The organism is Candidatus Neomarinimicrobiota bacterium (genome assembly GCA_022573815.1).
Lineage (GTDB): Bacteria > Fidelibacterota > SORT01 > SORT01 > SORT01 > JACZTG01.
Genome location: JACZTG010000021.1, coordinates 23504 through 39033, shown reverse-complemented (window position 1 = coordinate 39033; position 15530 = coordinate 23504). Strand labels below are relative to the sequence as shown.

Sequence of the window (15530 nt, the reverse complement as noted above, 5' to 3'; positions counted from 1 at the left end):
TGCGAGTTCGACTCTCGCCCGCGGCACTCTTTGGTTATAATTCGGAAAATTTATTCTTGAAATGAAATAGCGGAATTAAACTCCGCATAAAGAATCTGATTCATGCGCCCAGTCGGCGTCTTTCTATACCGGCTCTTCTATCTCCCATTCGCCTTTCATCTATAAAACGCCGCTCGGTGATTCTTTGTTCTTCGGATTCTCTTCTGTCTAACTCATCAAACATGCTGACCAGCTCTTCTTCACCGGACTTTTTTCGTCTCTCCGCCAGGCGTCTTTCTTCTAACGCTCGCCGAACATCCAGTCCTCTGCGATCTGCAGCATCGCGACGATCGGAATTAATTCTTCTATCGTATATCTTGATAGGATTACCATTCAACAATTTCCCGTCAAGTTCTTTTCGAACCGAAAGAGCGTCAGCAGAGGATTCCATTTCCACGAAACCCAAGCCCGTTGATTCGTTTGTTGTAAGGGTTTTAACTATTTCGGCAGAAATAACTTTGCCGTGAGTTTCAAACAATTTTCTTAGGTCGTCATCAGTTACTTCTGAACGAAGATTTGTTACGTAAATTCTCAAAGGATATCCTCTTTTGGATTAGGAGTTAATCTATTATACACCGCATCTAAAACGATATATTGTAATGCCCCGCGCTTGGGGGCCATCACTATTTTAATTATCTTCCTCCAAAATTACTTTTTATTAAATTGAGTCTTCTGCGTTTCTGAACTGAGAAATATAGTTTATTCATTACACCCAGCATAATGTGAAACTTTGTAATGATACGAATTTCCCGAATCAACCAACTTAATTGAATTTTATCTTCCTTCTTCTGCTCTATCTATAAATAGCACAATTAAATTTTTCCGCAGTGACCCGCATCACAATTTTCTCATTCCTTTCCTAAATAATAATAACTTACCAAATATATTACACACACTATTTGCACATTATATGCCAAAAACACGATATTTGATTTGATTAGCTTAAAATTTAAGGATTATGAGAATAACGCAGCAGATAACATACTATTTATCAACCACTTACAAAACTTGTGATAACGATCTAATAATTAAATATCAAAATATTTTGGCTTAATAATTTGTTGATATAAATTAATATAAATAGGTGGATATAAACCAAAATAATTGAAATGAACCGGTTATTATTAATACCGATAATGTCCGGAATTCTACGGAAAAATTGTTCTGAGGAATATTATTTTCAGCTTTTGAGCGTTTCCCACCTTCTTCTCTTTAAATCCCACTGCAAAAAGTAGAAACATGATGCTGAGATTAGGAGCAATCCGAAACCCAATCCAACTGATCCCAATAATATTTTACCAAAACCGAACAAAGTGGAGTAAATGAGCGTTATTCCCACTGCCCAATCAGCCAGATCCCATAGCAGACCTTTGTCGGTTTCCACTTCAGGGGCTAATTCAGCCATCGGTTTCCAGAGTGACCCGCCGGGTCTGATTTTCCTGTAAAATTTCAATAGAGTTTCGTCGCTTTCCGGCTTTGTTAAGAAGGTAACACTGACCCAGGTAACAGAACTCACTGTTACTGTGATAAGCATGACCTGCGCGAATATATTTACGTCGGAAGTATCCATTCCAAAGATAAATTGTAATGACAATGCGGTCACCAGCGAGGCAAGCATGGCGCTGATCTCGGACCATGCGTTTATACGCCACCAGAACCAGCGAAGTATATAAACCGAACCTGTTCCAGCTCCTAATGCCAATAGGAATTTCCAAGCTCCTGCTATTGTTTCCATTTGTGAAGTAACAAGGGCTGACAGTATAACCAGTCCCACAGTCGTAAACCGCGCGACCGTCACGTAATGTTTATCGGACGCATCCTTATTCACGAACCTTTTGTAGAAATCATTCACTATGTATGAACTTCCCCAATTAAGGTGAGTACTTATTGTGGACATAAATGCCGCCGCGAATGATGCCAAAAGTAATCCTTTAAATCCTGATGGTAAGTGATTGAGCATCACAAGTATATATCCTGTTTGTTTATCCTCTATATCAGGATATAATACAAGGCTCACCAGCGCTACTATTATCCATGGCCAGGGACGAAGCGCGTAATGCGCGATGTTGAACCAGAGCGTTGCCAAAAAAGAATGCCGCTCATCCTTTGCCGAAAACATCCTTTGAGCGATATATCCGCCTCCACCCGGCTCAGCACCCGGATACCACGCCGCCCACCAGTTTACAGCCAGATACACAAAGAATGCCGTTAACGGCATCCAGACAGAGCCTATTTCAGGAGTAAAATCAAGCATCGTGTGGTCCGCTCCGTATATTTCAATAAGTCCTTCCTTTAATCCATCTATACCACCCACAGCTTTGGTTGCAAAAATCGCTAAGGCAATTGACCCAGCCATCGCAATAACGAATTGAAGCAAGTCGGTCATTACAACTCCCCAAAGCCCGCTCATTGTGCTGTATGCGAGAGTCACCGCCATTGTTATTCCTACAGCCGTCCATTTGTCAACTCCAATCGTTAATTCGATGATCTTCACTAACGCTAAAGTCACCCAACCCATAATTATAAGGTTAATTGGTATGGCAAGATACAAAGCTCGAAAACCTCTTAGGATGGCAGCGGGTTTTCCCGAGTAACGCAGCTCGGTGAATTCCACATCGGTAATAACCTCCGCGCGTCGCCATAAACGAGCAAAGAAAAACACAGTCAGAAGTCCGCTCATTACCATATTCCACCAGAGCCAATTACCCGCTATGCCATGATTGGCAACCAGTTCCGTAACTGCTAACGGTGTGTCAGCCGCAAATGTAGTGGCAACCATACTCGTTCCCGCTAACCACCAGGGAAGGCTTCTGCCGGAAGTAAAATAATCCTTAATGCTTCCTGAAGCTCTACGCGAAAAGTAAACCCCTATTCCCAATGCAAAGACAAAGTATATGATGACCAGAACCCAATCGAGTGTTGATACTACCATTAGTTATTCCTATTATTTTTTGGAGTTCCCTGCGCGCCGAAATTGCTTGAAATAATTCCTGTAATTATCACAGCCGAACTGCCTACAACAGTATATAGGGGCCAGGCGATTTCCCATGACGTTATAAAGATTATCATCGCCACAAGAGCAGTAAAGAAACCTATAAGAGCATCTTTTTGAGATGCTTTCTTGTATATTAATCCGAGTAAAAATGTACCCAATAAGCCACCGTAGGTATAAGAGGCTATCCCAAGAGCTACTTCTACAACTGTGCCTTCCAATCCTATGAATAGAATGGCAGTAGTAATAAGAATTATTCCCCAACCTAACGTGACGAAGCGCGAAATTGACAACATTTCATCTTCTGATTTATCTTTCCCGAAAAGGGGCTTATAAACATCTAAAACTGTGGCGCTTGAAAGACTGGATAAGCTGCTGGAAAGCGTACTCATCGCAGCGGCAAAAAGCGCAGCGACTATAAGACCACTTACTCCTACAGGCAAATCTTCTACTATAAATTTCGGGAAAATACCGTCGGCACGGGTTAATCCCAATTGTTCGGGAGTCTGACCTTCATAATAGGCGTACAACATCGCCCCCAACATCAAAAACAGTAGAAATTGTATGAATACAAATAATCCGCTGAATGAAATTGCTTTCTGGCTCGAACGTTTATCTTTGCATGTTAGCACCCGCTGAATTATCAGCTGATCGGTACCGTGTGAAGCGAGAGAGAAAATTGCTCCGGCAAATAATGCTGTAAAGAATGTATATGGTTTCGTAATAAACTCGCTGAGAGACAGATCTGTTCCCAGATAGAACCATTGCAGTTTATTCCCGTCAGATGCCCAGCTAAGCACACTGCCGAATCCGTCAGGCAGTTTATTTAGAATGATCACTGCGGCGAACAGTGCGCCGCCGATGTACACCGCCATTTGTATTACATCCATCCATATGACAGAGCGAATACCACCGATGTAGGTATAAACCATCGTTAACAGACCGATAAGTATAATTGAAAACGCGTAAAATTGACTGTCGGAATATCCTGAAAAAAGACCGCTTCCTTTAATTATTATCGTCAACGGAATTGCGGTAGCAAAGAGCCTTACACCGTCGGCAAGAAGCCTTGTAACCATAAACGTTATGCTTGCGGTCATCCGCATCTGTTGACCGAACCGATTTCCGAGAAAATGGTAAGCCGTTTCGATTTTACCTTCTGAATAGGCGGGCAGTAATATCATTGCCACAAGTATTCTGCCGAGCATATAGCCGAAAACTATTTGAAGGAACGTCAAATTACCCAGATACGCCACTGCCGGAATACTGATAAATGTCAAAACGCTTGTTTCGGTGGCCACTATGCTTAAAGATACAGCGAACCAGGGAATATTTCTTCCGCCTAAAAAGTAATCTGTCGTGTTACTTTGCTTTCTGCCTATCCATGCGCCAAAACCGACCGATGCCGCCATATATACGACTACAATCAGAATATCAACAGATGTAAAACCCACTTAGCTCTTCTCAGCCATATCCGTTTCCGTTAGCGGTTCTCCCATCTCTTTCAGAATAGCTTTCATAGCAGCATTATGAAAGTCTCTTCTGACTCGATACATTCCTCCCTTTTCTCTCGTGGGATGAACTCTGTTAGTCAGCAAAACAATCGCAATTTCTCTTGTTGGATCGACCCAAAAGGATGTTCCGGTAAAGCCCATATGTCCGTAACTATTTTTAGAAAAATAATCTCCCGCCGAAGAGCCATGGTCCGACGGTGTATCCCAACCGAGAGCTCTATCGCTGGACTCGGTGATATATTGTCTCGTAGTCCATTCCTGAATAGTTGAGGGTTTGAAAAACCGTCTGTGACGATAGATACCGCCGTTTATCAGCATTTGAGCGAGTGCCGCCATATCTTCTGCCGTAGAAAACAACCCTGCATGCGTGGAAACGCCTCCGAGAAAATTAGAATTTTCATCATGAACATCTCCGTGAATCAACGGTCTGTTCATACTTCCGCCGATTTCTGTTGGAGCAATTCTGTATAAAAGAGATTTGGGAGGATTGAACATTGTGTTCTTCATCCCCATAGGTTTGTAAATTGCTCTGTTTGCAAGCTTATCAAGAGTGCTGCCCGTAACAGTTTCGAGTATATCCAACATAAGGATAAGTCCGAGATCAGAGTATATCATTGAATCACCCGGTGAAAAATCAAGAGGGAGACCATAAATATATTTATACGCTTCTTCTTTGTTTGAAGCCTTATTCCATAAATCGACCCACCAATGGGATCCCGAAGAGTGTGTCAGCAGATGCCTGAGAGTTACATCATCTTTTTCACCGCCGCCGTATTCTGGCAGGTAACTCTTAATCGGAATGTCGAGAACCAGCTTTTTCTTTTCCCATAATCCCATAGCGACAAGCGTTGTAGCCGCTACCTTGGTGATTGAAGCCATATCATACATTGTCTCCGCCGTAATTATCGGTGATGCCGGGTCGTAGGTCTGGCGACCGAATGATTTACTCGCAATGAGTTCTCCTTTTCGAACAACGGCAATTTGCGCGCCGGGAAATACCGAATCCTTAATCGCTTTATCCAGAACTTCGTATGCTTCCGAGAGAAGAGTATCATTGATGTTTCTCACTAATTCCATTTTTCTGGCCGGCCTCACCAATCCATCGCCAATTTCATAATAACCGGGAATCGAGACAGGCAGTTTTGCGTTAATTGGTATTTCTCCGAATATTGCCCGCACTGCCGCTCTCTGAGCTAACGAAACTGTTTCATAAGCGCACAGATATGAAGGAACTTCAGGCATCTGCCTCAAAGTATAAGGGGAACCGAAAGCGGTTACAGCCATCGGTTTATCGATTTTAAAAAATTTCTTTAAGAGAGTGACGATTGTGTCAGGAAGTGAAATAGTCCCTTTCCGGTCGCGCCATTTTACGTACACACCGACGATAATAGCATCTACCGAGTCTGCTATGAGCATAATTTTATCAATATCATCCTGTGTGGAGCGCGGATCCATAAATGCCGTTTCTATATTCGGAACCCTTGTTTTAACCTGGCTGTTTAAAGTATTTCCACGCCAGGCAGTGTTTTCTTCATCAGTTATAGTTAGTACAAGAGCTCTATTAATATCCTCTGCATGCAACGGGAAGATATTTTTATCATCCCTCAAAAGCGTCATTGAAGCGTTGGCGATTTGAGCCGCTTTGATAGCTGATTTAGATTGGGACAGTACTTTTTCTAAGTTTTCTTCGCTGTAATATGGCTTTTTTTCAAGTCCGTGATCAGCTTTAGCTCTCAGGATTCGTCCAACCGCCTCGTTAAGTCTCTCAATAGAGATTCGACCTTCTTTAACCGCTTGTAAGACGAATTTATATGTACTTTCGAAATTTGGTGATAACAAAACCATATCAATGCCGGAATTAATTGCCATTACTGCTGCCTCACCGGACCAGTAGTTACCGGTAATTCCGCCCATATCCATCGCATCGGAGATTATCAGACCTTCAAATCCCATCTCTTTTCTCAAAATATCCTCTAAAAAATAGGGATCAAGCGTAACCGGTCTCCCTTCCATCTGTTTGACTTGACTAAATGTTATGTGTGCCGCCATTACAACTTTAACTCCAGCATCCACTGCAGCCTGAAATGGAGGAAGTTCTAAATTTCTCATCCTTTCCATTGAAGCGTTTATAGTTGGAAGAGACATATGTGTATCTACATTAGTATCTCCATGACCGGGGAAATGCTTCGCAGTAGCATAAACTCCTTCTTCCTGCAAGCCACGTATAAATTCACTGCCCATTCTTGCAACCAGCTCCGGGTCTTCTCCATATGAACGCGTGTTGATAATTATGTTATCGGGATTGTTATTGACATCCATAACCGGAGCAAAACCTATATGCACTCCGATAGCACGTGCTTCTCTTCCCGTAACTTTACCGATTTCGTATGCGTTATTTTCGTTTCCCGTTGCTGCTGTTGCCATATTTTGAAGGAATCGCGTGCTTTCATTTACCCTCATCGGGAGTCCCCATTCCATATCAGCCATTATGAGCAATGGTATTTTAGCCACATCCTGAAGCCGTTCAACTGACCTTCCAACCGCATATGGATTTCCGCGAAAAAACATCACTCCACCGACGTGATATTCTTTTACTAATTTTTTTAGACGATTAAACTGATAATTATTTTCGTTAAAAAACCTCGGAGTATACGCAGGCACCATCAACTGTCCGACCTTTTCTTCTAACGTCATATTATTGAGTTGATGATTTACCCAACTTTCTCCACTTTTCACACCTATCGAAGAGCATCCCAACATTATGGTCATACTGAATAAATAAAAATATTTTTTCATGTAATCCTTCATCCTCAAATGTTTACATAAATTCTTGGAATTCTATTTGAGACCGAACAACAGATTTCATACGGGATTGTTTTTAGGCATTGAGCAATATCTGAGATGGTGATGGTTTGATTACCCTGTGTTCCGTAAATAACTACTTCATCCCCTTTTTCGATATTTGATGAACCCACATCCGCCATAACCATATCCATCGTAACTCTTCCGACTACAGGATGGCGATTCCCCCCGATAAGCACTTCCATATCGTTTGACAATTGCCTGTTGATTCCGTCTGCGTAGCCAATGGGAATAGTGGCAATCCTGGTTTTTTGTTTTGCTATCCAGCTCCGACCATAACTTACAGACATCCCTTCATCAACATCACGCACCATAACTACTGTGGATTTAAGTGTCATTACCTGTATTAACTTATCCTCACTTTGCTGATGCGGATTCGGGTTGTGGCCGTACAAAGATATTCCCAACCTGACCATATCAAAAACAGACTCAGGATAATTTAATAACCCACCTGAGTTTGCCAGATGACGAAGTCCATAATTAATTTTCTTTCTTTCAAGAATATCAATAATCTCATTGTAATCTTTAATTTGAAATTTGCTCGTGTCTGAATCAATATCATCGGACGTTGAAAGATGAGAATATAAACCAGCAAATTCAAGTTCCTTAACTGCTGATAGTTTTTCAGCAGTCTCAACTGCATCACTAAATCGAACACCGAGCCTGTTCATCCCCGTATCTATGTTTAGATGGACACGGGCAGATGATGAAAGTTTTTTCGCAGTAGAAGAAACTAAATCCACATCGTCCACAGCTGAAATTGTGACATCCAATTCATTTTGGAGTTGAATACCGATATTGTCCGCCGATGGTTTGGCAAATACAAGAATGGGCGTTTTTATACCTGCATCTCGAAGTTCGATTCCTTCTTGGACGAATGCCACAGCGAGCATAGCAACACCTTCTTCTATGAACGCTTTGCTAACCTCTATTGCGCCATGACCGTAGGCATCCGCTTTCACCACTGCCATTATTCCGGCAGTTCCGGCTCTCTTTTTTAATAGCCAATAGTTATGTCGCAGAGCTCCAATATCAATTTCAGCCCAAGAAAGATGACCGCCATGACTCATATTGCGGGCTCCCGGAGTTTGAGCTGCAGTGAATCAGAAATAGCTTCGCCGGAGTTCTTTATTGCGTGTATTAAAGCCGCCTCCGCCGATGTATATAAAATATCGGAATAATTAAAATCAAAAGATGATTTTGATGCAAGCTCTTTGAACTGATCTTGAACAGGTGAGTTCAAACCGAGAACAGAGCCTGCAAGCGCTATACTATAAGGAGGTTTAATTTTCGCGGATTCAACTGCATTAATCACAAGATTATAGAGAGATTTTGCAGCTTCGGTAATAATGACATTAGCTTCCTGAATGCGGGATAACGCCAAAGAAGAGACGAGTTTTGCGCAGGATGCTATCAGCATTTGTGAGCTCTCTGCGCCATATACTTTTGTGATAATTTCTTCAGGCATCTTTACTTTGAAATGGTTCATAATTTGAGCGGAGAAATCTGACAGGGGTTGATCGCTTTCAATTTCCGCAAGGACTTTACGCAAGGCATATCTACCGATAGAATATCCTCCACCGTCATCTCCAAGAAGGTATCCCCAGCCTCCAAATTGTTTCAACTTTCCGCCGGATTTTATGACGCACACTGCTCCCGTTCCCGCCTCGAGAACAATACCGTCCTCCTCATCGAATGCGGCGAAATGAAGTATTTCAGCATCAGTCTTGAGATTAAATTCAGTTAATCCCAACGATGCAATCAAATCGCTCATCAAAAATTTTTCCTGCTCTCTACCTATTCCCGCAAAACATAACGTAGCGTTTTTAATATGTGACAGAGGCTCTCCCTTTAATAGATTCTCAATTAGATTTGAAATTAACTCTTTAACGCCTTCTTGACCCAGAGTGGAGACATTACCCGGACCTCCTTCCGCTCTGCGCAGTTGATTGCCGGAAAGGTCAGTGAGGACTGCTTCAGTTTTAGTGCCGCCACCATCTAACCCTAAGAAATACATAATTGACCCATATATAAAAAAGACAGCGAACACTGAGTGTCCGCTGTCTTTAATGTTATTGCTGGGAAATAATTTACAACTTGATTGCTGCTTTGAGCTCTTTCCCTGCTTTGAACTTCGGTACCGTTGTAGCCGGAATTTGGATTGCCGCGCCTGTGCGTGGGTTCCTTCCGGTACGAGCAGCGCGATCTGACGTGGAAAATGTGCCAAATCCAACCAGCGTGACTTTGTCTCTCTTTGTAAGTGCGGCTGTAATGTTCGATGTTACTGCATTCAACGCGCCTTCTGCCTGAACTTTTGTCAATCCACTGTCTGATGCGATTGCTTCGATAAGTTCTGATTTGTTCATTTGAGATCCTCCATTTAGGTTGTTGATGGGTGAAACCGCTGTAACCCTTATGGCTACTTGCTCTTAGAAGCAATATAAGCTTGAGCATCCGAATGTCAAGGAAAAAATTCATTTTTTAAATAATTATGTATTCCCTATAACGCTTGAACATAGTGAGTTTGCGGGAATTATACTTACTTTCAAAGCATAAATGCATAAGCCCTATGTTGTTAATTATAATGTAGTTATAACTGCTGTAATTTTTATCATTTATATCGATTTTTTAGATCGGAAATAAGGCTATTTTCATCGAAAAATATTTTTTCAGAACAACCCAAAATCCAAGAACTTATGCGGGTTACAGGCATTTTTGTTAATAAAAAGACCGGAATTTTATTTTGATATGCTACAGTAATTTCTCCCTGAGTTCCTCCTCCCAAGCTTGCATACTCATCCCAAAAACATACTACATAATCAGTTTTTTTCGTGAGAAATCCAAGATCGTGATTGATAATCTTATGAATAAGCAGCTTAAACTTTTCTATGTCACTTTCCTTCCAACTCTTAAAGTTCGATTTTTCTTCCGAACTCAATATTATATTCGATTCATCATTCGGATTGAATACTTCGTGTCCGAGCTCTTGCTTGAGGCGAATAGAAATGCTCTTTCTCCATTTTTCTCCTCTGTCAGGAGCGTATTCCATCGCTCCTGACAGATATGCCGTCTTGGTTTCGACTTTGACGTTACTCCCAGTGATGGCGTTGGTCTGCTCTGTCATATGAAACAATTTCATTTTCCGCAAACCAAACGTTTATTTCTGCCTTCGCCGCATCCTTATCTGAAGACGCATGAATTACATTCCGGACGGCCGTACCCGCCTCATCCGCATAACCGTAGCTATGGTGTGAATAGTCACCGCGTATGGTTCCGGGTAAAGCGCTTTTCGGCTCGGTCGCTCCGCACATCTTCCTGACGACTTCAATAGCTTCATCCCCTTCAATTACTCCAGCTACTACAGGTCCTTCCGTAACGAAATCAATTAAGAGGTTACGAATCTTCTCGCCTAATCTGGCTCCTATATCTTCTTCCGTGTAATGGTTACCGACTAATTCCTTGGTTGCCTGAAGCATCTTCAGCCCGACTATTTTAAGCCCTGATTTTTCGAAACGAGCAAATATCTCGCCCGTTAAAGATCGTGAAACGCCGTCCGGCTTAATAAGCACAAGTGTCTTTTCAATCATTATTTGAATTCCTTAATCTAATGGATGTATTTTCTCTTGAAATAATCATATTGAACAAGCAAAAGATAGTGTTTAACGCTCGAATTACCATCTTAAAACTTTCTCATAATTCGTGTGTTCTTTTGCCATACTTTAGATTTCTTCGGATAATCGTTATTGTAATGAAGCCCTCTACTCTCTTTTCTCATAACCGCGCTCCTGATGATAAGGTATGCAACGGCGGCAAGATTGTGCAGCTCAATAAGCCCCTCCGAAACAATAGTTTTTCTGTAGTACTCTTCAATTTCGCTATTGATCATCTTTATCCTATCCAACGCGCGTTTCAATCGAAGATTTGTCCTGATAATTCCCACATAATCCCACATAATTTCCTGTATCTCCTTAATATCATGTGAAATCAGTATCCACTCTTCCTGATCGAATGTTCCACTGTCGTCCCATTCCGGCACATCGGGAAACCTATCTGATTGATAATCTTTTGATTTTTTTATCGTTTCAAATGCTCTTTTGGAAAACACAACTCCTTCCAGCAGGCTGTTACTTGCCAATCGATTTGCTCCATGCACACCCGTGCAAGCCACCTCTCCCACAGCCAATAAGTGAGGCAGCGTACTCGCCCCATGCGAATCCGTCGTTACTCCTCCACACATATAGTGAGCGGCGGGAACAACAGGTATAGGTTCTGATGTTATGTCAATTTTATGTTGCAGGCATCTTTCATATATATTAGGAAACCGTTCTTTAACTGATGCGCCGTCTAAATGAGTCAGATCTAAATAAACATACTTATCCCCGCTTAATTTCAGTTCATTGTCAATCGCTCTTGCCACAATATCACGGGAGGCTAAGTCTCCTCTTTTATCGTATTTCTCCATAAACTTCTCGCCCGATATCGTCAGGAGTACACCCCCGAAACCTCTTATCGCCTCTGAAAGCAAAAATGGATCGCCGTCCGGATTATAAAGAGCGGTCGGATGAAATTGCATAAATTCAAGATTCGCCAATTCGGCGCCTGCACGATATGCCATAGCGATTCCATCTCCGGTTGCTATTTTCGGATTGGTGGTATGCCGATATACCCTTCCGACTCCTCCTGTGCAAAGCAGTGTGTTTTTAGCGAGGAATCGTTTAATAGACGAATTATGAGTATCATAGACATACGCCCCGTAGCAGCTGATATTTTTCCGGCTAAGTTGAAAATTCGGTTTAAAATGATGTTCGGTGATTAGATCTAAAGCGAGATGATGTTCGTATATCTCTATATTATTATGCGAAGAAACTGCATCTACCAGTGCTTTTTCAATTTGTCTCCCTGTAATGTCTCCGGCGTGGTAAACCCTGCTAACACTGTGTCCCCCTTCTCTTCCGAGGTCAAAATCACCGGAAGAATCGTTCTTTTGTGTGAACTTGACGCCCCATTCCTGCAAATCTTTAATACAATTCGGACCTTCACGAACCATAGTATTCACCGCGTTAACATCGCATAAACCGTCACCCGCATTAAGCGTGTCTTTTACGTGCAGCTCCACCGAATCCTCATCTGTCAAGACCGAAGCGATTCCACCCTGGGCATAATTCGTAGCCGATTCTTTGTTATCTTTTTTAGTGATGACAACGACGCTGCCCAAATCCGCAGCTTTAAGAGCAAATGACAATCCGGCGATACCGCTGCCGATAACGAGAAAATCGGATTTAACAGGCGAATTGCTCATCAGTGGGCTTCATACCAATCTTCACCAACACTGATGTCCACCCTGACAGGTACTTTCAATTCCATCGAGTTAATCATTTCATATTCTACAATATCTTTCATCCGGTCAATTTCCTCTTCCGGCAGCTCGAAAACCAATTCATCATGAACCTGAAGGATCATCATGGCTTTTAGGTTTTCTTTCTTAATACGATGGCTTATTCTAATCATCGCTATTTTAATCATATCGGCTGCTGAGCCCTGAAGCTGAGTATTTACAGCGATTCGCTCCGCGGCCTGTCTGAGATTGAAATTACTTGAATCTATTTCCATCAAGTATCTTTTCCTGCCGAGAATCGTACTCACGAATTTATTCTCTCTCGCTTCTGCGATCGAGTTTGCAATAAAATTGTTTATACCGGGAAATCGGTTAAAATAATCATCAATTGTAGTAGTGGCGTCCTCCATAGAAATCTTCAATTCCGCCGCTATCCGGAATGCTCTCGCTCCGTACATAATGGCGAAATTCACCGTCTTCGCCATATTCCTCATTTCGGGAGTTACACTTTCAAGTTCCACTCCGTATAGTCCCGCCGCAGTCCTGCTGTGAATATCTTCGCCGTCTTTAAATGCCTGAATGAGTGTGGGGTCTTCCGAAAGATGCGCCATTATCCTCAGTTCGATTTGCGAATAATCGGCTGACATAATTTTCCAGCCCTTTTGTTGAGGAATAAAGGCGTGCCTAATCTTCCTGCCTACTTCGGTTTTAATCGGAATATTCTGGAAATTCGGATCCCTGCTTGATAACCGTCCGGTAGCCGCCACCGTTTGGCTAAATGTGCTGTGCACCCGCCCGCTGTTCGGGTTAACCAATTTTGGAAGAGCCTCAAGATAAGTTGATTTGAGCTTTGTGTACATCCGATACTCTAAAACTTTGGCTACTATTTCGTGATCGTTTTTCAGCGAATCCATCGCCCGCTGGTCTGTGGAAAATCCTGTCTTGATCTTTCGAGTCGGCGGCAGCAGCAGTTTCTCAAATAAAATTTTGCTCAACTGTTTGGGAGAATTGATACTGAACTCTTCCTCGGCGAGGTCATATACTTCAGCCTCTATCTTCTCTATTTCAACTAAGACCTCATCGGACATCTTCTTGAGCAGCTTTACGTCAAGATAGACACCTGCTTTTTCCATCTCCATCAAGACCGGAATGAGAGGAATTTCTATCTCCGTATACATCTTCATCATACCTTCTTCTTCAAGCTTCGGCTGATAAAGATTCACAAGTTGGAGAGCAATATCGGCATCTTCAACGGCATAAAAGGTCACATCTTCCACGGGCACTTCAGCCATGGATATTTGTTCTTTTCCCGAGCCGATAAGGTCAGTTATCGGCTGCATTTTATAATTCAGCTGTTCCATAGATAGGTAATCTATCTTGTAGGAGCGTGCATCAGGATTAAGTAAAAACGCCGCTATTATACTGTCTGAAACTACTCCCGCAAGTTCAACGCCGTGCCGTGACAGTATCAGCATATCGTATTTAATATTTTGACCGCACTTCGGAATTTGAGGATCTTCCAATAAAGGTTTTAATTTCTCAAGAATCAGATCAATGTCCGCTTCCTCACTGTCAAATAAATTCCCTTCTTTGTTCCGATAATTTACCGGCAGATACCAGCCCTCGTTATCTTCTACGCTGAATGACAACCCAACTATATCGGCGAGCATCGGATTGATCTCTGTAGTCTCCAAATCCACGGAAATAAGATCAGCTTTGCTTATCTCTGTTATCATTTTATCGAGCGACTTAGCGTCATTTATCGCTAAATAATTCTTTTCAACTTTCTCCGTCACAATGCCGCTGTCGGATTCGATCTCTTCAAGCAATTTCCAGAATTCCAATTCTTTCATTACATTGCGAACCTCTTCCATATCGAATTCTTTTCTTGAGAGGTCGCTGATATTTTCCTTCACAGGAGCTTCAGTTCTTATTGTAACGAGATCGAGCGAGAGCAATGCTTTTTCTCTGTCCTTTTCTAGATTTTCTTTAAGCTTGTTCCCGCTTATTTCTTCGAGATTATCATAAATCCCTTCAAACGTTTTATATTCAGTTAGAAGTTTTACCGCGCCCTTCGGACCTATCCCCGTAACTCCCGGAATATTGTCCGAAGTATCGCCTACGAGAGCGAGATAATCCCGAATCTGCCCCGGCCTTACTCCCCACTTTTTAAAAACACCCTCTTCGTCAATTATGTTTGACTCATCAGGCTTTGCCCTTGTGTTATACATATTGACGTTTTTTGTAACCAACTGGGCGAAATCCTTATCGGCAGTTACCATAAGGACATCACATCCCTCTTTTTCACCTCGCAATGCAAGCGTGCCGATAATGTCGTCTGCCTCATATTCGGGTAGATCGAGACGAGTCACATTAAATGCCTTTAAAATTCTGTCTATCATCGGAAGTTGCGAGCGGAGGTCATCAGGCATTTTCTCGCGGGTGGCTTTATATTCTTTGTACTGTTTATGCCGAAATGTTTTCCCTTTCGGATCGAATGCCACCGCTAAATAATCAGGATTTTTATTTTTCAGAATTGAATATATCGACCGCGCGAACCCATAAATCGCGCTCACATTCTCTCCCTTTGAATTAGTGAGAGGATTTCTGAACATCGCAAAATAAAAACGATAGACCTCTGCAAATCCATCAATCAGGTATAATGTTTTTTTAGTCGCCGCCACTTTTAATCCGTAGTATTATAGGAACATCAAATTACTTTTAAGAGACGGGTTCTTCAAGAAGAATTTTATTTTTCGATAGAAATCAATAAATAGTTTTGACTTTT

General features: G+C 42.1%; 11 protein-coding genes. All 11 read right to left on the bottom strand.

The features are described from left to right. Positions 1-100: 100 nt before the first annotated feature. A complete protein-coding gene (locus tag IIB39_08600; protein ID MCH8928759.1) occupies positions 101-574 on the bottom strand; it encodes a hypothetical protein in 474 nt (157 codons plus the stop codon). Positions 575-1219: 645 nt separating this feature from the next. After that, positions 1220-2971 (bottom strand): Na+:solute symporter, encoded by a 1752-nt coding sequence (locus tag IIB39_08595; protein MCH8928758.1) that lies wholly within the window; start codon positions 2969-2971, stop codon positions 1220-1222. Next, the gene (locus tag IIB39_08590) at positions 2971-4443 is read right to left on the bottom strand and encodes a sodium/solute symporter (GenBank protein ID MCH8928757.1); all 1473 of its coding nucleotides are present in this window, start codon (positions 4441-4443) and stop codon (positions 2971-2973) included. The genes IIB39_08595 and IIB39_08590 overlap by 1 nt, the downstream gene beginning before the upstream one ends. A 42-nt stretch (positions 4444-4485) precedes the next feature. Then, positions 4486-7341: a serine hydrolase gene (locus IIB39_08585; protein MCH8928756.1), complete on the bottom strand. Its 2856-nt coding sequence runs from the start codon at positions 7339-7341 to the stop codon at positions 4486-4488. A gap of 14 nt (positions 7342-7355) precedes the next feature. Then, positions 7356-8477, bottom strand: coding sequence for an alanine racemase (locus tag IIB39_08580; GenBank protein ID MCH8928755.1), 1122 nt, complete (start codon positions 8475-8477; stop codon positions 7356-7358). Continuing rightward, positions 8474-9424 (bottom strand): hypothetical protein, encoded by a 951-nt coding sequence (locus tag IIB39_08575; protein MCH8928754.1) that lies wholly within the window; start codon positions 9422-9424, stop codon positions 8474-8476. The genes IIB39_08580 and IIB39_08575 overlap by 4 nt, the downstream gene beginning before the upstream one ends. Before the next feature lie 73 nt (positions 9425-9497). Then, positions 9498-9773 carry an HU family DNA-binding protein gene (locus tag IIB39_08570; protein MCH8928753.1) on the bottom strand — a complete coding sequence of 92 codons (276 nt, stop codon included), beginning with the start codon at positions 9771-9773 and terminating at the stop codon, positions 9498-9500. Positions 9774-10018: 245 nt separating this feature from the next. Beyond that, positions 10019-10546: a hypothetical protein gene (locus IIB39_08565; GenBank protein MCH8928752.1), complete on the bottom strand. Its 528-nt coding sequence runs from the start codon at positions 10544-10546 to the stop codon at positions 10019-10021. After that, positions 10497-11003 carry a nucleoside-diphosphate kinase gene (locus IIB39_08560; protein ID MCH8928751.1) on the bottom strand — a complete coding sequence of 169 codons (507 nt, stop codon included), beginning with the start codon at positions 11001-11003 and terminating at the stop codon, positions 10497-10499. Before IIB39_08560 ends, IIB39_08565 begins: the two co-directional genes overlap by 50 nt. 83 nt (positions 11004-11086) lie before the next feature. Then, a complete protein-coding gene (gene nadB, locus IIB39_08555) occupies positions 11087-12706 on the bottom strand; it encodes an L-aspartate oxidase (GenBank protein MCH8928750.1) in 1620 nt (539 codons plus the stop codon). Then, positions 12706-15426 carry a DNA polymerase I gene (gene polA / locus IIB39_08550; protein MCH8928749.1) on the bottom strand — a complete coding sequence of 907 codons (2721 nt, stop codon included), beginning with the start codon at positions 15424-15426 and terminating at the stop codon, positions 12706-12708. Before polA ends, nadB begins: the two co-directional genes overlap by 1 nt. Positions 15427-15530 lie beyond the last annotated feature (104 nt).

What these genes read in the sequence shown, in the direction of transcription:
- IIB39_08570 (MCH8928753.1), bottom strand. Translation starts at nt 9,773, where the DNA reads ATGAACAAATCAGAACTTATCGAAGCAATCGCATCAGACAGTGGATTG.
- IIB39_08565 (MCH8928752.1), bottom strand. Translation starts at nt 10,546, where the DNA reads ATGAAATTGTTTCATATGACAGAGCAGACCAACGCCATCACTGGGAGT.
- IIB39_08575 (MCH8928754.1), bottom strand. Translation starts at nt 9,424, where the DNA reads ATGTATTTCTTAGGGTTAGATGGTGGCGGCACTAAAACTGAAGCAGTC.
- IIB39_08585 (MCH8928756.1), bottom strand. Translation starts at nt 7,341, where the DNA reads ATGAAAAAATATTTTTATTTATTCAGTATGACCATAATGTTGGGATGC.
- IIB39_08590 (MCH8928757.1), bottom strand. Translation starts at nt 4,443, where the DNA reads ATGGCGGCATCGGTCGGTTTTGGCGCATGGATAGGCAGAAAGCAAAGT.
- IIB39_08595 (MCH8928758.1), bottom strand. Translation starts at nt 2,971, where the DNA reads ATGGTAGTATCAACACTCGATTGGGTTCTGGTCATCATATACTTTGTC.
- nadB (MCH8928750.1), bottom strand. Translation starts at nt 12,706, where the DNA reads ATGAGCAATTCGCCTGTTAAATCCGATTTTCTCGTTATCGGCAGCGGT.
- IIB39_08580 (MCH8928755.1), bottom strand. Translation starts at nt 8,477, where the DNA reads ATGAGTCATGGCGGTCATCTTTCTTGGGCTGAAATTGATATTGGAGCT.